General features: G+C 60.2%; 18 protein-coding genes. 13 read left to right on the top strand and 5 right to left on the bottom strand.

Features of this window, described 5'->3' with window-relative positions; translation table 11 throughout:
- Positions 1 to 37 precede the first annotated feature (37 nt).
- From NWV16_RS05020 to NWV16_RS05000, 5 genes are all read left to right on the top strand, one after another.
- Positions 38 to 1,633: an ABC transporter substrate-binding protein gene (locus NWV16_RS05020; RefSeq protein ID WP_260522198.1), complete on the top strand. Its 1,596-nt coding sequence runs from the start codon at positions 38 to 40 to the stop codon at positions 1,631 to 1,633.
- Between the two features lie 73 nt (positions 1,634 to 1,706).
- Complete coding sequence (locus tag NWV16_RS05015; RefSeq protein WP_065259179.1) at positions 1,707 to 2,717, top strand: ABC transporter permease subunit; 1,011 nt, start codon at positions 1,707 to 1,709, stop codon at positions 2,715 to 2,717.
- A gap of 11 nt (positions 2,718 to 2,728) precedes the next feature.
- Positions 2,729 to 3,655, top strand: a complete 927-nt coding sequence (locus NWV16_RS05010) for an ABC transporter permease subunit (RefSeq protein ID WP_085711819.1) — start codon at positions 2,729 to 2,731, stop codon at positions 3,653 to 3,655.
- A gap of 10 nt (positions 3,656 to 3,665) precedes the next feature.
- Complete coding sequence (locus NWV16_RS05005; RefSeq protein ID WP_260522197.1) at positions 3,666 to 4,634, top strand: ABC transporter ATP-binding protein; 969 nt, start codon at positions 3,666 to 3,668, stop codon at positions 4,632 to 4,634.
- Positions 4,634 to 5,614, top strand: a complete 981-nt coding sequence (locus tag NWV16_RS05000) for a peptide ABC transporter ATP-binding protein (protein ID WP_260522196.1) — start codon at positions 4,634 to 4,636, stop codon at positions 5,612 to 5,614. Before NWV16_RS05005 ends, NWV16_RS05000 begins: the two co-directional genes overlap by 1 nt.
- Positions 5,615 to 5,720: 106 nt before the next feature.
- Here the strand turns inward: NWV16_RS05000 and NWV16_RS04995 are convergent, their stop codons facing one another.
- Together NWV16_RS04995 and NWV16_RS04990 are read right to left on the bottom strand one after the other, a co-directional pair.
- Positions 5,721 to 5,987 (bottom strand): hypothetical protein, encoded by a 267-nt coding sequence (locus NWV16_RS04995; RefSeq protein WP_260522195.1) that lies wholly within the window; start codon positions 5,985 to 5,987, stop codon positions 5,721 to 5,723.
- Between the two features lie 156 nt (positions 5,988 to 6,143).
- Positions 6,144 to 7,379, bottom strand: a complete 1,236-nt coding sequence (locus tag NWV16_RS04990; RefSeq protein ID WP_260522194.1) for an MFS transporter — start codon at positions 7,377 to 7,379, stop codon at positions 6,144 to 6,146.
- Positions 7,380 to 7,848: 469 nt separating this feature from the next.
- On the opposite strand from NWV16_RS04990, the gene NWV16_RS04985 reads away from it, so the two are divergent.
- Positions 7,849 to 8,256, top strand: a complete 408-nt coding sequence (locus NWV16_RS04985) for a helix-turn-helix transcriptional regulator (RefSeq protein ID WP_260522193.1) — start codon at positions 7,849 to 7,851, stop codon at positions 8,254 to 8,256.
- 1 nt (position 8,257) lies between these two features.
- Positions 8,258 to 9,583, top strand: a complete 1,326-nt coding sequence (locus tag NWV16_RS04980; protein WP_260522192.1) for a type II toxin-antitoxin system HipA family toxin — start codon at positions 8,258 to 8,260, stop codon at positions 9,581 to 9,583.
- A 98-nt stretch (positions 9,584 to 9,681) separates the two neighbouring features.
- On the opposite strand, the gene NWV16_RS04975 is transcribed toward NWV16_RS04980, so the two are convergent.
- On the bottom strand, positions 9,682 to 11,265 hold the full coding sequence (locus tag NWV16_RS04975) for a peptide chain release factor 3 (protein ID WP_260522191.1): 1,584 nt from the start codon (positions 11,263 to 11,265) through the stop codon (positions 9,682 to 9,684).
- Positions 11,266 to 11,622: 357 nt separating this feature from the next.
- On the opposite strand from NWV16_RS04975, the gene NWV16_RS04970 reads away from it, so the two are divergent.
- From NWV16_RS04970 to NWV16_RS04950, 5 genes are all read left to right on the top strand, one after another.
- The gene (locus NWV16_RS04970; protein ID WP_176704448.1) at positions 11,623 to 12,312 is read left to right on the top strand and encodes an ABC transporter permease; all 690 of its coding nucleotides are present in this window, start codon (positions 11,623 to 11,625) and stop codon (positions 12,310 to 12,312) included.
- A 21-nt stretch (positions 12,313 to 12,333) separates the two neighbouring features.
- Entirely contained in the window at positions 12,334 to 13,227 is an 894-nt protein-coding gene (locus tag NWV16_RS04965; protein ID WP_260522190.1) for a glycine betaine ABC transporter substrate-binding protein, read from the top strand.
- Between the two features lie 13 nt (positions 13,228 to 13,240).
- Positions 13,241 to 13,894: an ABC transporter permease gene (locus NWV16_RS04960; RefSeq protein ID WP_007953690.1), complete on the top strand. Its 654-nt coding sequence runs from the start codon at positions 13,241 to 13,243 to the stop codon at positions 13,892 to 13,894.
- Positions 13,891 to 15,045, top strand: coding sequence for a betaine/proline/choline family ABC transporter ATP-binding protein (locus NWV16_RS04955; protein WP_260522189.1), 1,155 nt, complete (start codon positions 13,891 to 13,893; stop codon positions 15,043 to 15,045). Before NWV16_RS04960 ends, NWV16_RS04955 begins: the two co-directional genes overlap by 4 nt.
- A gap of 858 nt (positions 15,046 to 15,903) precedes the next feature.
- A complete protein-coding gene (locus tag NWV16_RS04950; RefSeq protein ID WP_065259168.1) occupies positions 15,904 to 17,067 on the top strand; it encodes a type III PLP-dependent enzyme in 1,164 nt (387 codons plus the stop codon).
- A 60-nt stretch (positions 17,068 to 17,127) separates the two neighbouring features.
- Here NWV16_RS04950 and NWV16_RS04945 read toward each other — a convergent pair whose 3' ends face one another.
- Both NWV16_RS04945 and NWV16_RS04940 read right to left on the bottom strand, forming a co-directional pair.
- Complete coding sequence (locus tag NWV16_RS04945) at positions 17,128 to 17,886, bottom strand: tetratricopeptide repeat protein (protein WP_260522188.1); 759 nt, start codon at positions 17,884 to 17,886, stop codon at positions 17,128 to 17,130.
- Positions 17,887 to 18,567 carry a Fe2+-dependent dioxygenase gene (locus NWV16_RS04940; protein ID WP_260522187.1) on the bottom strand — a complete coding sequence of 227 codons (681 nt, stop codon included), beginning with the start codon at positions 18,565 to 18,567 and terminating at the stop codon, positions 17,887 to 17,889.
- Positions 18,568 to 18,774: 207 nt separating this feature from the next.
- On the opposite strand from NWV16_RS04940, the gene NWV16_RS04935 reads away from it, so the two are divergent.
- Positions 18,775 to 21,096, top strand: coding sequence for a TonB-dependent siderophore receptor (locus NWV16_RS04935; protein WP_260522186.1), 2,322 nt, complete (start codon positions 18,775 to 18,777; stop codon positions 21,094 to 21,096).
- The last annotated feature ends 47 nt before the right edge of the window (positions 21,097 to 21,143 follow it).

The following is a 21,143-nucleotide window of genomic DNA, read 5'->3' as shown; positions in this document are numbered from 1 at the left end:
CGGCTTTTTGTCTTCAACCGATTGCAGAGGGTTATCGATGAAAATGCTTCCCCTACGTGCGGCCGTCGCTGCCGCCCTGTTGAGCGCCGCCATCGGCGTCTCGGCCAAACCCTTGGTGGTCTGCACCGAAGCCAGCCCGGAAGGCTTCGATATGGTCCAGTACACGACTGCAGTCACTGCCGACGCGGTGGCCGAAACCATCTTCAACCGCCTGGCCGACTTCAAGCCCGGCACCACTGAAGTGATCCCGGCGCTCGCCGAGTCCTGGGACATCAGTGACGACGGCCTGACCTACACGTTCCACCTGCGCAAAGGCGTCAAGTTTCACACCACCGAATATTTCAAGCCGACCCGCGACCTGAACGCCGACGACGTGGTCTGGAGCTTCCAGCGCCAGCTGGACCCGAATCACCCGTGGCACAAACTGTCGAGCGTGGGTTTCCCGTACTTTGAAAGCATGGGCTTCAAGGAACTGCTGAAAAGCGTCGAGAAAGTCGACGACAACACCGTCAAGTTCACCCTGACCCGCCGCGAAGCGCCGTTCCTGGCCGACATCGCGATGGCGTTCTCCTCGATCTACTCGGCCGAATACGCCGACCAGTTGCTCAAGTCCGGCAAGACCGGCGACCTGAACAGCAAGCCGGTGGGCACCGGGCCGTTCGTCTTCCAGCGCTACAACAAAGATGCCCAGGTTCGCTTCAAGGCCAACCCGGACTACTTCCGTGGCAAGCCGCCGGCTGACGCACTGATTCTGGCCATCGCCACCGACAACAACGTGCGCCTGCAGAAGCTCAAGGCCAACGAGTGCCAGATCGCGCTGTATCCGAAACCGGATGACATCCCGAGCATCAAGAAAGACGACAAGCTGAAAGTCGACGAAATGGACGCGATGACCGTCTCCTACATCGCCATGAACACCCAGCACAAGTACATGAGCGACGTGCGGGTGCGCAAAGCGATCGACATTGCCTTCGACAAGGAAGCCTATGTCAACGCACTGTTCGGCAAGGGCAATGCGACCGTTGCGGTCAACCCGTACCCGCCGACCCTGCTGGGCTACAACCACGAGCTGAAAAATCCGCCACGCGACCTCGACAAGGCCCGCGCCCTGCTCAAGGAAGCCGGCGTACCGGAAGGCACCACCTTCACCCTGTTCACCCGCAACGGCGGCGGCCCGACCAACCCCAACCCGATGCTCGGCGCGCAGATGATGCAGGCTGACCTGGCGAAAGTCGGGATCAAGATCGACATCCGCGTGATGGAATGGGGCGAAATGCTCAAGCGCGCCAAGGCGGGCGAACACGATATGGTGTCGGCCGGATGGGCGGGCGACAACGGTGACCCGGATAACTTCCTGACGCCTATGCTCAGTTGCGAGGCCGCCAAGAACGGCGAAAACTACGCTCGCTGGTGCAACGAGAAATTCCAGACCCTGCTCGACGAAGCACGGGCTAAAGTAGATCCGGCCGAACGCGCCAAACTGTATGAAGAAGCCCAGGCCATCTTCAACAAGGATCAACCGTGGATCAGCATGGCCCACACCCGGATGTTCACGGCAATGCGCAACAACGTCGAGGGTTATCACATCAGCCCTCTGACAACCAATAACTTCGCCACCACCCAGGTGAAGTAGATAAGAAACTCCCGGCCTCCCTGACCCCAGGGTCGCCGGGCACGCCTAACCGGCTGATGAGGTACCACACAAGATGTTTAGTTTTATTGCCCGCCGACTGGGGTTATTGATCCCCACGTTTTTCGGCATCACCTTGCTGACTTTCGCGTTGATTCGCATGATTCCCGGCGACCCCGTGGAAGTGATGATGGGCGAACGTCGGGTCGACCCCGAAATGCACGCTCAGGCAATGGAACGCCTCGGTCTGAACAAGCCGTTGTACGCCCAGTACCTGGACTACATCGGCAAACTGGCCCATGGCGATCTCGGCGAATCCCTGCGCACCCGTGAAAGCGTATGGACCGAGTTCACCTCCCTCTTCCCGGCGACCCTGGAACTGTCCATGGCCGCCCTGCTGTTCGCCGGCATCATCGGTCTGCTGGCCGGCGTGATCGCCGCCCTCAAGCGAGGATCACTGTTTGACCACGGGGTGATGGGCATCTCCCTGGCGGGCTATTCGATGCCGATCTTCTGGTGGGGCCTGATCCTGATCATGTTCTTCTCGGTGAGCCTGGGCTGGACCCCGGTTTCCGGGCGGATCGACCTGCTCTACGACATCGAGCCACGCACCGGCTTCATGCTGATCGACACCCTGCTGGCCGACGACGTCAGTGCCTTCCTCGATGCGCTGCATCACCTGATCCTGCCGGCCATCGTCCTCGGCACCATTCCGCTGGCGGTGATCGCGCGGATGACCCGTTCGTCGATGCTCGAAGTGCTGCGTGAAGACTACATCCGTACTGCCAAGGCCAAAGGCCTGTCGCCGTCGCGCGTGGTGTTCGTGCACGGTCTGCGCAACGCCCTGATCCCGGTGCTGACCGTAGTCGGCCTGCAAGTCGGCACCCTGCTGGCCGGTGCGGTACTGACCGAGACCATTTTCTCGTGGCCCGGCATCGGCAAATGGCTGATCGAAGCCATCGGCGCCCGGGACTATCCGGTCGTGCAAAACGGCATTCTGTTGATCGCCTGCCTGGTGATCCTGGTCAACTTCGTGGTGGACATCCTCTACGGCTTTGCCAACCCACGCATCCGTCATCAGCGCTGAGGTCAATACCCATGAGCACTCCAACATCCTCAGTAGTCACCGCTGCACCTGGCGCGGATCAAAGTCTGCTGTACCCGTCGCCGTACAAGGAATTCTGGCAAGCCTTCGCCAAGAACAAGGGCGCCGTTGCCGGCCTGCTGTTCATGCTGCTGGTGATCTTCTGCGCGATCTTCGCGCCGTGGGTCGCCCCGCATAACCCGAGCGAGCAATACCGGGACTTCCTGCTGACGCCACCGGCCTGGCTCGAAGGCGGGCAGATGCAGTTCCTGCTCGGCACGGATGAACTGGGTCGCGACCTGCTGTCGCGTCTGATCCAGGGTTCGCGCCTGTCGCTGCTGATCGGCCTGTCGTCGGTGGTGATGTCGCTGATTCCGGGGATCCTGCTGGGTCTGTTCGCCGGTTTCTTCCCGAAAGTGGTCGGCCCGACCATCATGCGTCTGATGGACATCATGCTGGCCCTGCCATCGCTGCTGCTGGCCGTGGCGATCGTCGCCATCCTCGGCCCAGGCCTGATCAACACCGTGATCGCGATTGCCGTGGTTTCGCTGCCGTCCTACGTGCGTCTGACCCGTGCTGCGGTGATGGGCGAACTGAACCGCGACTACGTGACCGCTGCGCGCCTGGCCGGTGCCGGCCTGCCACGCCTGATGTTCATCACCGTGCTGCCGAACTGCATGGCACCGCTGATCGTTCAGGCCACTCTGAGCTTCTCCTCGGCGATCCTCGACGCCGCCGCCCTGGGCTTCCTCGGCCTCGGCGTGCAGCCGCCAACCCCGGAGTGGGGCACCATGCTGGCCTCGGCCCGCGACTACATCGAACGCGCCTGGTGGGTGGTGAGTCTGCCTGGTTTGACCATTTTGCTCAGCGTGCTGGCAATCAACCTGATGGGCGACGGCCTGCGCGATGCGCTGGACCCGAAACTCAAGAACGCCGCCTGAGGAGATTCCCATGTCACTGCTAGAAATCAAGAATCTCAACGTTCGCTTCGGCGACAAGAACGCCACACCGGTGGTCGACGGTCTCGACCTCAAGGTCGACAAGGGCGAAGTCCTGGCCATCGTCGGCGAATCGGGTTCCGGCAAGTCCGTGACCATGATGGCGCTGATGGGCCTGATCGAGCACCCGGGCATCGTCACAGCCGACTCCCTGAGCTTCGACGGCAAGAACATGCTCAAACTGAGCAATCGCCAGCGTCGGCAGATCATCGGCAAAGACCTGTCCATGGTGTTCCAGGACCCGATGACCGCGCTGAACCCGAGCTATACCGTCGGTTTCCAGATCGAGGAAGTGCTGCGCCTGCACCTGAAAATGTCCGGCAAGGCCGCCCGCAAGCGCGCCATCGAACTGCTGGAAAAGGTTGAAATCCCCGGCGCCGCCAGCCGCATGGACGCCTATCCGCACCAACTGTCCGGCGGCATGAGCCAGCGTGTGGCAATCGCCATGGCGATTGCCGGCGAGCCGAAACTGCTGATCGCCGACGAGCCGACCACTGCACTCGACGTGACGATCCAGGCCCAGATCATGGACCTGCTGCTGGCACTGCAGAAAGAGCAGAACATGGGCCTGGTGCTGATCACCCACGACCTCGCCGTGGTGGCCGAAACCGCCCAGCGCGTGTGTGTGATGTACGCAGGTCAAGCCGTTGAGGTCGGCCAGGTGCCGCAACTGTTCGACATCCCGGCCCACCCGTACAGCGAAGCACTGCTCAAGGCGATTCCGGAACACAGCCAGGGTGCCGCGCGTCTGGCCACACTGCCAGGCATCGTTCCCGGCCGTTACGACCGCCCGCACGGCTGCCTGCTGTCGCCACGCTGCCCGTACGTTCAGGACAGCTGCCGCGCGCAGCGTCCGACCCTCGATCCGAAAGCCAACAGCCTCGCCCGCTGCTTCTACCCGTTGAACCAGGAGGTGGCGTAATGGCCGTCGTACTTACCGCCCGCGACCTGACCCGTCACTACGAAGTCTCCCGTGGCCTGTTCAAGGGCCATGCGACCGTACGCGCCCTGAACGGCGTGTCGTTCGAACTGGAAGCCGGCAAGACCCTCGCCGTGGTCGGCGAATCGGGCTGCGGCAAATCCACCCTGGCCCGTGCCCTGACCCTGATCGAAGAGCCGTCATCCGGCTCGCTGAAAATCGCCGGGCAGGAAGTGGCCGGCGCCGACAAGGCCCAGCGCAAGCAACTGCGCAAAGACGTGCAGATGGTGTTCCAGAGCCCGTACGCGTCGTTGAACCCACGGCAGAAGATCGGTGACCAGCTCGCCGAGCCACTGCTGATCAACACCAACCTGAGTGCCGCCGAGCGTCGCGAGAAAGTCCAGGCGATGATGAAGCAGGTCGGCCTGCGTCCCGAGCATTACCAGCGTTATCCGCACATGTTCTCTGGCGGTCAGCGCCAGCGTATCGCGCTGGCCCGCGCCATGATGCTGCAACCGAAAGTGCTGGTGGCGGACGAACCGACCTCGGCGCTGGACGTGTCGATCCAGGCGCAGGTGCTGAACCTGTTCATGGACATGCAGCAGGAGTTCAACACCGGTTACGTGTTCATTTCGCACAACCTGGCGGTGGTGCAGCACGTGGCCGATGACGTGATGGTGATGTACCTCGGTCGTCCGGTGGAAATCGGCCCGAAAGAGGACATCTATGCCCGTCCTCTGCACCCGTACACCCAGGCGCTGCTGTCGGCGACCCCGACCATCCATCCGGATCCGGACAAGCCGAAAATCAAGATCGTCGGCGAGCTGCCCAACCCGTTGAACCCGCCACCGGGCTGCGCCTTCCACAAGCGCTGCCCATACGCCACCGAGCGTTGCAGCACGGAAGAGCCGGCCCTGCGCCAGCTCGACACCCGTCAGGTCGCGTGCCACTACGCCGAGCAGTTCCTCGACGGCGCGGCATGAAAAAACCCGCCCTGTTGCCGGGGCGGGTCGTTAAAGCGTTGACCCAACCTCTTCTTCTTCGATTGCGCATCAGTCGGGGAGGAAGGGGTTTTCTTTTGTCTGCGTTCTAGGTCTGGCTGTCGCCATCGTCACCGGAATCAGGATCATCGGTGTCAGGCTCGTCGGTGGTCGAGTCGTCATCATTCTTGCTGCCACCCTGGTCCTGATCGCCGGGTTCGGACTCGGATTTGGCGAGCATGATCACACCCGCGTGCCCCTGCGCCGCATTGAAACCCTGCGCAGGCGCCGCGTTGCTCGCCCACGCTGCCGTGGTGCCAAGCGTCAGCATCAGCAAAACCTTAAGCAACAACACTGTGCGTTGAAAAATGCTCATAAGCGTTTCCATCCTTTCGTGGTTGAAGCCAGAGTGCCGGTCCGGCGCTGAATAAAATCTAGTTCCGATCAGCCGGGTTCACCAGATAGGACGCTAACCCATGCCCGGAAATGCCATGGCTGGACAGACCGCTTTCGAATAAGCCCCATAACCGGATCAACTAAGCGAGGTGACCTTGCGGGTTTGCACGGGCTGGCTGGCCGAGCCGCGCAAACGGGTCGCCAGACAAACCGGCGGAACCGACAGCAGTGCCAGTGCCGCGCTAGCCACCCAGACGCTGTGCCCTCCGAACTGGCCGTAAAGCTGTCCGCTCAGCACCGGCGACAGCAACGCACTCGCGCTCCAGGCCATGAAAAACAGACCGAAGTACTGGCCGCTCTTGCCGCGTTGCGCATGCTGCATGACCAGCACATTCAGCGGCGGCATGAACAGCGCTTCGCCCAGCGTCCAGACCATTGTCGACAGGCAGACATAAAACAATCCGGAACCCAGTGGCAGCATGCCGAGGCCCAGCGCCAGCAACACGCAACCGGCGATCAAGGGCCGACGCGAGCCCCAGCGTTCGCCCCAATGCGAGACTGGAATCTGCAACGCCACGACAAGGACCGCGTTGATCGCGAACTGCCAGCCGATGGCCTCGGTACTCAAGCGATAGTAGTCGCGCAGATAGTTGCCGAGGGTGCTGTAAACGGTGTCGAACGCCATGCCGAGCAAAACGGTCGCTGCCAGCAGCCAGAGAAAGGGTTTGTCGCGGTATGGCAGGCCGGATCCGATCTGCGCCTCTGGGGTTTCGTCCGGGATCAGCACTGTTCGCCGCCAGGTCGTGCGGACGAACCAGAGCAGCGCCACCAGCGTCAGCGCCGCGCTGATGAAGAACACCCAGCGGAAATCCGCCTGCGCCAGCACCCCGCCCGCGACACCGGCGGCGGCCATGCCGAGGTTTCTGGCGATACGGCTCAAGGCCTGCGCCCGAGGCCGCTGCGGGACTTCGCAATACTCCATGATCAGGCGTTGGTGCAACGTACGGATCGCACCGTCGATCGTACCGCTGAGCAACAGCAGCCCGGCCAGCAGCGGCACTTGTGTCACCAGCCCGAGCCCGAGCAGTACCCAGGCTGAAAGGAAGAACAGCGCCGCCGTCAGCCGCGCGGTGCGGATGTGGTCGCTGAGCAAACCGCCCAGCAGCGAACCGATCAACAACCCGCCGCCATACGCCGCCAGCAACCAGCCAACGGTCTCGATGGCGAAGCCCAGCTCCTGACGCAGATACAAGGCCATGAACAGCTTGACCATGCTGCTCAGGCGATTGATGAACAGCAGCGCCGCGAGTACCCAGGCCATGGTGCTGAAGTAACCATCGAATCGCAGCAAATGAGTGAACCGCCCTCTCATTCCATTAATCCTTGAAGGTGCGTGAGCGTTGACACTAGCTGCCAGAAGGCGGGTTGTCGTTTGGACATCCCGTGAAGACAACAATCCGGAGTCCTCTCACCTACAGGCAGGAAAAGGCCTACACGAAGAGCCTGTGCACTCTTTTACATCGCACGTAGCATTCGCATTGAATTGAGAGTGCCTCCAGACAACCAGGCGAACGCCGAAAGCTATGTGCATAGCGTCTCGATAACTGCAACTGTTGGCCCCACTGGCCTGAAAAAAGCGCCTTCATGACCGCAAAATCATCACGAATCCTGGCTAGCCTATAAAACAAAGAAATATTTTCATTTGTGCGTATCTCATCGCCTAACACAAATAAAAATTTTCTTTATCGACTAAAATGATCAGATTTGAAACCTTGCATAATGCAAAATAATATTTTCCTTAAGTCTGAAAAAAGACCACAACACAAAGGAATATTTTTCTTATGCGAATTCAACGTAAAAGTGATGACGCCATTTCTGCTCAGTTAGGTGAGGCTTTGCGCGCGCGCCGCCTGCGCAAGGACATAACACAAGACCAGCTTGCAGAAAGTGTCGGAGTCAGCACTCCCACGATTCAAAAGCTGGAAAAAGGCAAAGGTACCCTACAGCTGCTGATCGCCGTGCTACGAGAGTTTGATTCTCTGGACCTTCTCTCCGGCCTGATCGAGCCTCCACGTGCGAGCCCGATGACTGCGGCCCAGACAGGCAAGACAGGCCGGGTCCGTGCACAGGGAAGCGTCCGTACCCGCGAGGGCCGAATACATGCCTACGGCAGCGCTCAACCGCAAGCATCATCAAAAAACAATGAGCAGGGCAAAGCGAAGCCTTTGCTGATACCAAGGAAGAAATGACGTGACGATAACCGCAGAAGTGTGGATGTGGGATATCAAGGTGGGTGCCGTGCTTTGGGATGAAAGTCAGTCCCCGGCAACAGCGACATTTGAATTCGATCCAGCGTTTGCCGAAATCGGGCTCGAGATTGCACCACTGACCATGCGAGCAGTGGCAGGTGAGGTGTACGCCTTCCCATCGCTGAACGTCCAGGCTTTCAAATCTCTCCCGCCATGCCTTTCAGATTCGCTTCCGGATGACTTCGGTAACGCAGTGATCGACGCCTGGCTGGCCAGGGAAGGGCGCGACCCCAAAAGCTTCACGCCTGTTGAACGATTGCTTTACATCGGCGCCCGAGGCATGGGGGCGCTGGAATTCCGCCCTGCCGTGGACCGGGCCAGGACCAGGATCGAAAAGCTGGAGCTCGATTCTCTGGTGGAGCTTGCCGGACAGATCCTCGAGCAGCGCCAACAGCAGTTTGCCGGGCTGCAATTGGGTCATCACGGCAAGCGGGATGAAGAAGCGCTCAAGCATTTGTTTCAGGTGGGTTCATCGGCTGGCGGCCAACGACCGAAGGCGATCATTGCCATCAATGAAAAGACCGGCCAACTTTGCTCGGGACAAATCACGGCCCCTGAGGGTTACAGCTACTGGCTGTTCAAGTTCGATGTGCCAAAAGGGGCAAACTCGCTGGGGGACCCGGCCGGCTTTGGCCGGGTGGAATACGCCTACCATCTGATGACTGTCGCCTCGGGGATTACCATGACCGAGTGCCGCCTGCACATTGATGGTCCTCGCGCTCACTTCATGACCCGCCGTTTCGACCGGATGGACGATGGTGACAAGATTCACGTGCAAACATTGTGTGCCATGGACATTGCCGACTATACCCAACCAGGCGCGTACTCTTACGAACAAGCGCTGCTCGTAGCGAGGGATCTGAGTCTTCCCAGAGAAGATCACATAGAGCTGTTTCGTCGCGCCGTGTTCAATGTGATTGCACGCAATCAGGACGACCATACTCGAAATATTGCTTTCCAGGTCTGGAGGGACGGGGTTTGGCGCCTGGCCCCGGCCTATGACATGTGCTGGGCTTATCGCGTCGACTCGCCATGGGTATCCACTCACCAGATGACCATCAATGGGAAAAGAGATGGTTTTACAATCGAAGACCTGCTCGCACTGGCGAAACAGATCCCCAGGTTGAACGGGCGCAAAATCATCAAGGAAGTCGCCGATTCGGTTCGTCGATGGCGCGAATTCGCAAGCACCGCCGGCATTGAAAATAAAGAATTGATCGAAGAAATTGAACGCAGCCACCGGCTGTATCTTGCGGACAACCTGTGAAGCAAAACCAAAAAAGCCCTGCAGGCGTAAACCGGCAGGGCTATTCGGTCTGAACCCCGCAGCTCGCGCTGCAGGGAGTCCGCACAATAGTTCAGCGCTTAATGATGCTCACGGGTCGCACGGAATTTCACGTCCGGCCAGCGCTCTTCCATCAGGGCCAGGTTGACCCGGGTCGGAGCGAGGTAGGTCAGGTGACCGCCGCCGTCCAGCGCGAGGTTTTCCACAGCCTTGTTGGAGAATTCCTCCAGCTTCTTCTTGTCGCTGCATTCGATCCAGCGCGCGGAGTACACGGTGATCGGCTCGTAGGAGCACTCGACCTTGTATTCCTCTTTCAGGCGGCTGGCGACCACATCGAACTGCAGCACACCGACGGCGCCGAGGATGATGTCGTTGGTGCGCTCCGGGAAGAACACCTGGGTCGCGCCTTCTTCGGCCAGCTGTTGCAGGCCCTGGCGCAGTTGCTTGGATTTCAGCGGGTCGCGCAGACGTACGCGACGGAACAGTTCCGGGGCGAAGTGCGGGATACCGGTAAAGCCCAGGGTTTCGCCTTCGGTGAAGGTGTCGCCGATCTGGATGGTGCCGTGGTTGTGCAGACCGATGATGTCGCCCGCATAGGCCTCTTCCAGCTGTTCACGCTCGGAGGAGAAGAACGTCAGGGCATCGCCGATGCGCACGTCCTTGCCGGTGCGCACGTGGCGCATCTTCATGCCTTTTTCGTACTTGCCGGAGCAGATACGCATGAAGGCGATGCGGTCGCGGTGTTTCGGGTCCATGTTCGCCTGGATCTTGAAGATGAAGCCCGAGAACTTCTCTTCCACCGGCTCCACGGTGCGCTCGTTGGCCACCCGTGGCAGCGGACGCGGCGCCCAGTCGACCACGGCGTCGAGTACATGATCGACACCGAAGTTGCCCAGCGCGGTACCGAAGAACACCGGGGTCAGTTGACCGTCGATGAACTCCTGCTGGTTGAACTCGTGGCAGGCACCCTGCACCAGCTCCAGCTGCTCAAGGAAGCGCTCGTACTCGTCGCCCAGGTGGGCGCGGGCTTCGTCGGAGTCGAGCTTCTCGATGATCCGGGTTTCGGTGCGTTCGTGGCCGTGACCGGGGGTGTAGACAATGATGTAGTCACCCGACAGGTGATACACACCCTTGAAATCGCGGTAGCAACCGATCGGCCAGGTGATCGGCGCAGCCTTGATCTTCAGGACGGCTTCGATCTCGTCGAGCAGCTCGATCGGGTCGCGGATGTCGCGGTCGAGTTTGTTGATGAAGCTGACGATCGGCGTGTCACGCAGACGGCAGACATCCATCAGCGCGATGGTCCGCGGCTCTACACCTTTACCGCCGTCGAGGACCATCAGGGCCGAGTCCACCGCAGTCAGGGTGCGATAGGTGTCTTCGGAGAAGTCTTCGTGGCCCGGGGTATCGAGCAGGTTGATCATGTGTTCGCGATACGGGAACTGCATGACCGACGTGGTAATGGAAATGCCCCGCTGTTTCTCCATTTCCATCCAGTCGGATGTCGCATGGCGATCGGATTTGCGGGATTTCACCGTACCGGCCACGGAGATCGCCTTGCCCATCAACAGGAGCTTTTCGGTGATCGTGGTTTTACCGGCATCGGGGTGGGAAATAATGGCGAAAGTGCGGCGTTTCGCGACTTCGGCGGCCTGGTTGGTCATGGGAAATCGCCTGGCGGTGATTCAAAAAAGGGCTGCGATTATAGCCCAAGTCAAGACAATTACCGAACCGTTGAGCACATCAAGGGTGGCCAAATGCTGTCCAGGATGGGAACCTTTTAATTCATGGAGACGTCCATCCCCTGTTACGACTTTTCGTCAGGGGCTGAAAAATCAGCAAGTTAGCCTGACGAGGCTGCGCTCATGGCTCGCTTTCGGACCGCTTTTGCCGGGCTGAAAAAAAGCTGCTTCTCGCGAACGACTCTCTCGGCAGCCAAGGCTTGGCATGCCACTCGGGACAGCGTCCGCCGACTATGAAAAAGGAGTCCGCCTGTGGCTATCCGCTATGGCAAAGGGCTGATGGGAGGTGCGGTGGTGATCGCGCTCCTGGCCCTGCTGGTCCGCTGGATCGGCATCAACACGATCGAACACTACCGCGACGATTTGTTGTTTTACCTGCAAGCTCATCTGATTCTTGTCCTCGCTTCAATGCTGGCCGCCCTGCTCGTGGGCATCCCCGCCGGTATCTTCCTGAGCCGTCCGACCATGGTCGGGCGCGCCGAACGTTTCATGCAGGTCTTCAATATCGGCAACACCGTGCCCCCGCTGGCCGTGCTGGCGATTGCCCTGGGTTTTCTCGGCATCGGCAGCGGCCCGGCGATCTTCGCGTTGTTCCTTGCATCGCTTTTGCCGATTGTGCGCAACACCTACGAAGGCCTGAAAAATGTCCAGGGTTCACTCAAGGAAGCCGCCACCGGCATTGGCATGACCCCGCGCCAGGTGCTGTGGCAGGTTGAATTGCCCAACGCCGTGCCGATCATCGTCGGCGGTGTACGGGTGGCGCTGGCGATCAACGTCGGCACCGCGCCGCTGGCATTCCTGATCGGCGCCAACAGCCTTGGCAGCCTGATCTTCCCCGGCATCGCCCTGAACAATCAGCCGCAACTGCTGCTCGGCGCCGCGTGCACCGCGCTGCTGGCCCTGCTGCTCGATGGCGTGGTCACCCTTGCCAGCCGTCTCTGGCTGGAACGCGGTTTGCGCCCGTCTTAAGGCTTCGGCAAAGGAATATTCATGAAACGACTTAGCTTGATTCTGGGCTGCGCCCTGCTGTTCGCAGGATTTGCCCAGGCGGCGGAAAAGCCGCTCATTCGCCTCGGCGCCCGGGTATTCACCGAGCAAACCCTGCTCGCGGAAATCACCGCGCAATACCTGCGCAGCAAAGGCTACGATGCGCAGATCACCGGCGGACTGGGCAGCAATCTGGCCCGCAGCGCCCACGAAAGCGGGCAACTGGACATGCTCTGGGAATACACCGGCGTATCGCTGGTGGCCTACAACCATGTCACCGAAAAACTCGACAGCGAACAGTCCTACGCACGGGTGAAAGAACTCGACGCGAAAAAAGGCCTCGTCTGGCTGACCCCGTCGAAATTCAGCAACACCTACGCCCTCGCCCTGCCGAAAAAGGTGGCCGAGGACTATCCGCAGATCAGCAATATCAGCCAGTTGAACGACGTGCTGAAGGCTGAAGCCAGGACCAATCACCTGGTGGCGCTGGACACCGAGTTCGCCAACCGCTCCGACGGTCTGGACGGCATGGTCAAGCGCTACGACATGAACCTGACCCGCAAAAATATCCGGCAGATGGACGCAGGCCTGGTCTACACCGCCCTGCGCAACGGCCAGGTGTTTGCCGGGCTGGTCTACACCACCGACGGTCGCCTCAACGCGTTCGGCCTGAAGCTGCTGGAAGACGACAAACATTACTTCCCGGACTACACCGCCGCACCGGTCGTACGTCAGGCCTACCTTGATGCCCATCCGCAGTTGGCCGGGCAACTCAAGCCGCTGGCGGAATTGTTCGACGACGAAACCATGCGCCAGCTCAATGCGCGGGTCGATGTCGATCATGAAAGCCCGTCGAAAGTCGCTGCCGATTTCCTGCGCCAGCATCCACTGAATTGAAGGAGGAAAAGTCATGGAATTCCTGAACGCCTTTTCCCACCTCGACTGGCAGCAGGTGATGCACCTGACCTGGCAGCACATCACCCTGGTCGGCATCGCCGTCAGCCTGGCGATCCTCATCGGCGTGCCGCTGGGCATTCTGATGACGCGTTTCCCGAGCCTCGCCGGTCCCTTGCAGGCCAGCGCCACCGTGTTGCTGACCGTGCCGTCGATCGCCCTTTTCGGGCTGCTGCTGCCGTTCTACTCGAAATTCGGTCAGGGCCTCGGCCCGATGCCGGCCATTACCGCCGTGTTCCTTTATTCACTGCTGCCGATCATGCGCAATACCTACCTCGCCCTGACCGGCGTCGAACCGGGCATTCGTGAAGCCGCTCGCGGCATCGGCATGACCTTCGGCCAGCGCCTGCGCATGGTCGAGTTGCCGATCGCGGTGCCGGTGATTCTTGCCGGCGTACGCACCGCCGTGGTGATGAACATCGGCGTGATGACCATTGCCGCAACCATCGGCGCCGGCGGCCTCGGCGTGCTGATCCTCGCCTCCATCAGCCGCAGCGACATGTCGATGCTGATCGTCGGCGCGCTGCTGGTCAGTCTTCTGGCGATCTTCGCCGACCTCATTTTGCAGTGGCTGCAACGTTCGCTGACTCCAAAAGGACTCCTCAAATGATCGAACTTCAAAACCTCAGCAAGACCTTCCAAAGCAACGGCAAAGACGTGAAAGCCGTGGATTCGGTAAGCCTGACCGTCAATGAAGGCGAAATCTGCGTGTTCCTCGGGCCATCGGGCTGCGGCAAAAGCACCACGCTGAAAATGATCAACCGCCTGATCAAGCCCACCTCGGGCAAGATCCTGATCAACGGCGAAGACACCACCGACCTCGACGAAGTGACCCTGCGTCGCAACATCGGTTACGTGATTCAGCAGATCGGTCTGTTCCCGAACATGACCATCGAAGAGAACATTGTCGTGGTGCCGAAACTGCTCGGCTGGGACAAACAGAAATGCCACGACCGCGCCCGCGAACTGATGAGCATGATCAAGCTTGAACCCAAGCAATATCTGCATCGTTATCCGCGTGAACTGTCGGGTGGCCAGCAGCAACGGATCGGCGTGATCCGCGCACTGGCGGCGGATGCGCCGCTGCTGCTGATGGACGAACCGTTCGGTGCGGTGGACCCGATCAACCGGGAGATGATCCAGAACGAATTCTTCGAGATGCAGCGAGCGCTGAACAAGACCGTGATCATGGTCAGCCACGACATCGACGAAGCGATCAAGCTCGGCGACAAGATCGCGATCTTCCGCGCCGGCAAACTGCTGCAGATCGACCACCCGGACACCCTGCTCGCCCATCCGGCGGACGACTTTGTCAGCCACTTCGTCGGCCAGGACAGCACCCTCAAGCGCCTGCTGCTGGTGAAGGCGCAAGACGCGGCGGACAACGCACCGTCGGTGAGCCCGGAAACCCCGGTGGCCGACGCGCTGGAATTGATGGATGAGCATGACCGTCGTTACGTGGTGGTCACCTGTGCCGAGAACAAGGCACTGGGTTATGTGCGACGTCGCGACCTGCACCGCCAGACCGGAACCTGTGCGCAGTTCCTGCGGGAATTCAACGCCACGGCTGCGTACGACGAGCATTTGCGGATTCTGTTGTCGCGCATGTACGAGTTCAATCGGGCATGGTTGCCGGTGCTGGATGCCGAACGAGTGTTCCTCGGGGAGGTCACGCAAGAGTCGATTGCCGCGTACCTGAGTTCGGGTCGATCACGCGGAATGAAGACCAATATTGTGTCGCCGGCCGAAGCGGTGGCCTGATCAAACGCAAAAGGGCTGTTCGACAGCCCTTTTTTTCGATCACCGGATCCTCAAGGCCGGGATTTTTTCGCCGACGATGAGCCGGCAAGAAATATCAACACACCAGAGCGCCGAACCCGGCCGTTCCTGTCAGCTTCAACCAGCAAATCCCCCCTCACCTGCCCTTCTCGCGGCCAACGTCGCCGATGTTGAAGTGATCGTAGTTATCTGAGAGTTGGCGCACATCAGCATCGAACGTGCAGGTATTTTTAACACCTGAAAATTATTTCGGAACATCTGACCGTCATCTCGGTCGGCTACAAAGAGTGATATCCGCAACGCACGTCAGAAGCGTGCAAAAACGCGACATTTTTAGTTGATCTCAGGCCCCTCACGCCCTAAAGTTCGCGCCGAACGTCCATGCTGGAAACGATCCATCCGGCTCAAGTACTGACGACGAGACAGCAAGGCCAAGGGAAAGAAAGACTACATTTCCCATGGCCTTTTTGCTTTCGGCGACATGCCTTGGGAAGTAGGCGAACCAAAGTGGGGATACGGAGGACGTTCAGGAGGGTGTGTCATCAATGAATTCACGAGTGCGCCGGGTCTGCTTTTGCGCAGGGCAAGGCGCGAGGCCTGCAGTTTGGTTGTTCCAAATAAGGGACGAGCAACGCAGCCCTGCGCAAAAGCAGGCCCGGCCCTTCGGGTTGTGCCTGAGCGCGCGCCATGCTGCGTTGCAGGCCTTGCGAAGGGAGCGACCATTAGCGGCGGCCTGCGCCTTGCCTGGCACGCGCTCAGGCGCAACGCCCTCGCGAATTCATTGATGACACACCCTCGCACCCATTGATTTCACGAGTTTGCCCATAGGAGCTCCCAGGTATGTCGATCCAGGTCGAAGACTATTTCGCGCGCGAAACCTTTCAGAAAATGAAGGCGTTCGCCGACAAACAGGAAACCCCGTTCGTGGTGATCGACACCGCGATGATCGCCCAGGCCTATGATGACCTGCGCGCCGGTTTCGAATTCGCCAAGGTCTACTACGCGGTCAAGGCCAACCCGGCCGTCGAAATCATCGACCTGCTCAAGGAGAAAGGCTCGAGCTTCGACATCGCTTCGATCTACGAACTGGACAAAGTGCTGAGCCGTGGCGTCAGCCCGGACCAGATCAGCTACGGCAACACCATCAAGAAGTCCAAGGACATCCGCTACTTCTTTGATAAGGGCGTGCGCCTGTTCGCCACCGACTCGGAAGCCGACCTGCGCAACATCGCCAAGGCCGCTCCGGGCGCCAAAGTCTACGTGCGCATCCTGACCGAGGGTTCGACCACCGCCGACTGGCCGCTGTCGCGCAAGTTCGGCTGCCAGACCGACATGGCCATGGATCTGCTGATCCTCGCCCGCGACCTGGGCCTGGTGCCGTACGGCATCTCCTTCCACGTCGGTTCGCAACAGCGCGACATCAGTGTCTGGGACGCCGCGATCGCCAAGGTCAAAGTGATCTTCCAGCGTCTGAAAGAAGAAGACGGCATCCACTTGAAGCTGATCAACATGGGCGGTGGCTTCCCGGCCAACTACATCACCCGCACCAACAGCCTGGAAACCTATGCCGAAGAAATCATTCGCTTCCTGAAAGAAGATTTTGGTGATGACCTGCCGGAAATCATCCTGGAGCCGGGCCGTTCGCTGATCGCCAACGCCGGCATCCTGGTCAGTGAAGTGGTGCTGGTTGCGCGTAAATCCCGCACCGCTGTGGAGCGTTGGGTGTACACCGATGTGGGCAAGTTCTCCGGCCTGATCGAAACCATGGACGAAGCGATCAAGTTCCCGATCTGGACCGAGAAGAAAGGCGAGATGGAAGAAGTCGTGATCGCCGGCCCGACCTGCGACAGCGCCGACATCATGTATGAAAACTACAAATACGGCTTGCCGCTGAACCTGGCCATCGGTGATCGCCTGTACTGGCTGTCGACCGGTGCGTACACCACCAGCTACAGCGCCGTAGAGTTCAATGGCTTCCCGCCGCTGAAATCGTTCTACGTGTAAGTGTCGCTGGCGTAATGCAAAAAGCCCATGACGCGTCATGGGCTTTTTTGTGGCTGCGGCTCAGGAGTTCTGCCATTCGGCGCAACGGCGAGCGTACGCCTGCGCCAATGCCTGTATTTTCGGATCGGTTGCGCTCGCCAGTGTCTGGCTCGCCACTCGCAGAAAATTCAGGTTGCCGCCGGCCAGCGCTTTCTCCAGCCAGACAATTGCGTCATCGACTCGCCCCTCAGCCGCCAGCACCGCGGCGTAACTGAACTGGCCGCGAAAATCACCGCCCTCGGCCGAACGCCGATACCAGTCACGGGCCGCTACCGGATCCGCCGGGCACACTTGCCCTTCTTCCAGATAACGCCCGAGCAGGTTCATCGATTTGGCATGACCAGCCTCGGCTGCGCGTTGATACAGCGCCAAGGCCTGAAGATGATCGACCGCCACACCGCGCCCGGTGGCCAACAGATTGGCCAGGTTGTACATCGCCCAGTCCAGGCCGGCTTCGGCAGCGATTCGATAGTGCTGCGCGGCAATCGACGCATTTGCCGCGCATCCCCAACCCTGTTCATGGCAGCGACCGAGCATGTTGCGCGCCATCAGGTGACCTTGCCCGGCGGCGATTTCAAACCAGCGCAGCGCCAACGACTGATCCTGCGCAATCCCATGGCCATCGAGCAGAATCTGCCCAAGCAGCGCCTGCGCCTCCAGCACACCCTCACCCGCCGCCATCAGAATGGCCTGGGCGGCACGGGCGGGGCTTTCTTCAAGCATCGCGGTGAGCCGTTCGCCATCGAGGACTTCCTCGCGGCGCAAACGAAAGTCCGCCACTTACACCTCGACCCAGCGACGCAACAGGTTGTGATAGGTGCCGGTGAGGCGGATCAGTGAAGGGTGATCGGGCAGGTCCCGGGTGAGTTGCTGGATTGCACCGTCCATCTCGAACAGCAAGGCGCGCTGACTGTCTTCACGCACCAGGCTTTGGGTCCAGAAGAACGAGGCGTAGCGCGCACCGCGGGTGACGGCGTTGACCTTGTGCAGACTGGTGCCGGGGTACAACACCATGTCGCCGGCCGGCAGTTTCACGCGCTGGGTGCCGTAGGTGTCCTGGATTTCCAGCTCGCCGCCGTCGTAATCCTCGGGTTCGCTGAAGAACAGCGTGGCCGACAGATCCGTGCGCACCCGTTCGATACTGCCTTTGGGCTGGCGCACGGCGTTGTCGATGTGGAAATCGAAACTGCCGCCCGCCGTGTAACAGTTGAGTAACGGCGGGAATACCTTGTGCGGCAACGCGGCCGACATGAACAGCGGATTTTTCCACAGGCGTTCAAGCATCGCCGCGCCGATTTCCTTGGCCAGTGGATGACCTTCCGGCAGCTGCAGATTGTGCTTGGCCTTGGCCGATTGATAGCCGGCGGTGATCTTGCCGTCGGCCCAGTCGGCCTGCTCCAGAGCCTCGCGGATGCGCCGCACTTCGTCTTTTTCGAACAGAGCTGGGATGTGCAGCAGCATGTCGGGGTCACCTGATGGCAAAGAGGCGGCAATGGTATTGATTCTTATTGACTGTGTAAAACCCGCTAGACGAATGAATCGGCAAAAACCGTAAGGATAAATTGTAAAGAATGTAAATTCGTCGCGAATAACAATATTTCGCAATTGATACGAATACCTGTTTACCCTATATTCCGCCGCCTCGAATCCTTGGGGAGGGGAATAAAAATGTCACGTCAACACGCACAATTACCCGTCAGTTCACCACGCCTGCTCGCCTCTGCCATCGGCGTGGCGCTGACCGCCGGTTCCGCAGGCCACATGGTGTTCGCCGCCGAAAAGACCGACAGCAAAGCCTCCGGCAATGCCATCGCCCTGGACGCCACCGCCGTCACCGGCGAAGCGCAGGACCCGACGTCCTACCAGGTCGAAAAAGCCTCCTCGCCCAAGTACACCGCGCCGCTGGTCGACACACCGCGCTCGGTCACCGTCATTCCGCAACAAGTCCTGAAAGACACCGGCGCGCTGAACATGCAGGATGCCCTGCGCACCGTACCGGGCATCACCTTCGGTGCCGGTGAAGGTGGCAACCCGCAGGGTGACCGTCCGTTCATCCGTGGTTTCGATGCCCAGGGAGACACTTATCTCGACGGCGTACGCGACACCGGCTCCCAGAGCCGCGAGATCTTCGCCGTGGAAAACATCGAAGTCAGCAAGGGCCCGAACTCCGCCATCGGCGGTCGTGGCGCGGCTGGCGGCAGCATCAACCTGGTGAGCAAGAAAGCGCACCTGGGCAATTCCTTCGACGGTGGATTCACCTGGGGTTCCGACCAGACCCAGCGCTACACGATGGATGGCAACTACCAGTTCAGCGACACCGCTGCCGGCCGTCTGAACCTGATGAGCCACGAGAGCAACGTCGCCGGTCGCGACAGCGTCGACTACGACCGTTGGGGCATCGCGCCGTCCCTGGCCTTCGGTCTGGGCACCGACACCCGCGTCAACCTCGACTACTACCATCTCGAAAGCAACGACACCCCGGATTCGGGCATTCCTTACACCATCCCCGCCGGCGGCTCGGGGGCGCGTACCAAGTCCAACCCGGACAAACCATACGCCGGCGGCGACCACAGCAACTTCTACGGTCTGGATCGCGACTTCCGCAAGGGCCGCACCGACACCGCGACCTTCGCCATCGAGCATGACCTGAATGACTCGCTGACCATCAAGAACACCCTGCGTCACGGCACCAGCATGCAGGACTACATCCTGACCCAGCCGGACGACAGCAAGGGCAACGTCAACAACGGCAGCGTCTGGCGTCGCGCGAACACTCGCGTGAGCAACACCGAGACCACCACCAACCAGACTGACCTGTTCGGCAACTTCTATGTGGCGGGCTTCAAGAACAGCTTCTCCACCGGTGTCGAGTACACCCGTGAGGAAAGCAGCAAATCCTCCTACAACGTCAACACCGACACCACGCCGCGCACCTCGGCCGTGACCACCAACTGCAACCCGGGCCTGATCGGTGCCGCCAGCGGCTACAACTGCACCTCGCTGTCGAACCCGAACCCGAACGATCCGTGGAACGGCGCGATCTCGCGCAACTATGCCGGCACCGATACCCAGTCCGATACCTACGCCGTGTATGCGTTCGACACACTGGAGCTGTCCGAACAATGGCTGGTGAACATGGGTCTGCGTTATGACCATTTCGAAACCGGCTACAAGACTTACACCAACGCCGGCAACACCACCGCCAAGGGTTCGGACACCAGCGAGTTCGTCACCGGCCAGTTCGGTATCGTCTACAAACCGGCACCGAACGGCAGCATCTATGCATCCTACGCCACGTCCGCCACACCGCCGGGCAACACCCTGGGTGAAGGCCAGGAAGGCAACCCGCTGGGCGGCACGCCGGATCGCAACGGCAACCTGCTCAAGAGCGACATGGAGCCGGAAACCACCAAAAACTACGAAATCGGTACCAAGTGGGATCTGCTGAACGATCGCCTGTCGCTGACCGCCGACCTGTTCCGTACCGAGAAAGAAAACGCGCGTGTCCAGGTGGATACCACCTCGTACGAAAACGCCGGCAAGACCCGCGTGCAAGGTATCGAACTGTCGGCCAGCGGCAAGATCACCGACAAGTGGCAAGTGTTCGCCGGCTACGCCTACATGGACAGCGAACAGGTTGACGGTGGTGACCTGCCGGCCAACAAGGCCAACAACGGCAACGAACTGCCGAACACCCCGAAAAACAGCGCCAGCCTGTGGACCACTTATCAGGTCACGCCGAAGCTGACCATCGGTGGCGGTGCGTTCTACGTGGATGACGTGTATGGCAACGTGGCCAACACCACCATGGTCGATTCCTACGTTCGCTATGACGCCATGGCGGCCTACAAGCTGAGCAAGAACGTCGACCTGCAACTGAACGTGCAGAACCTGACCAACGAAACCTACTACGACAAAGCCTTCTCGACCCACTTCGCCAACCAGGCGGCGGGCCGCACGGCATTGCTGAGCACCAACTTCCACTTCTGATCGCGGAAGGAAGTTCCAGGCCCCGTTCATTCGCTTGAACGGGGCCT

Source organism: Pseudomonas sp. BW7P1 (assembly GCF_024981055.1).
GTDB lineage: Bacteria > Pseudomonadota > Gammaproteobacteria > Pseudomonadales > Pseudomonadaceae > Aquipseudomonas > Aquipseudomonas bananamidigenes.
Note: the sequence above shows the minus strand (reverse complement) of the source record. Positions and strands in the feature narration are given on the sequence as shown.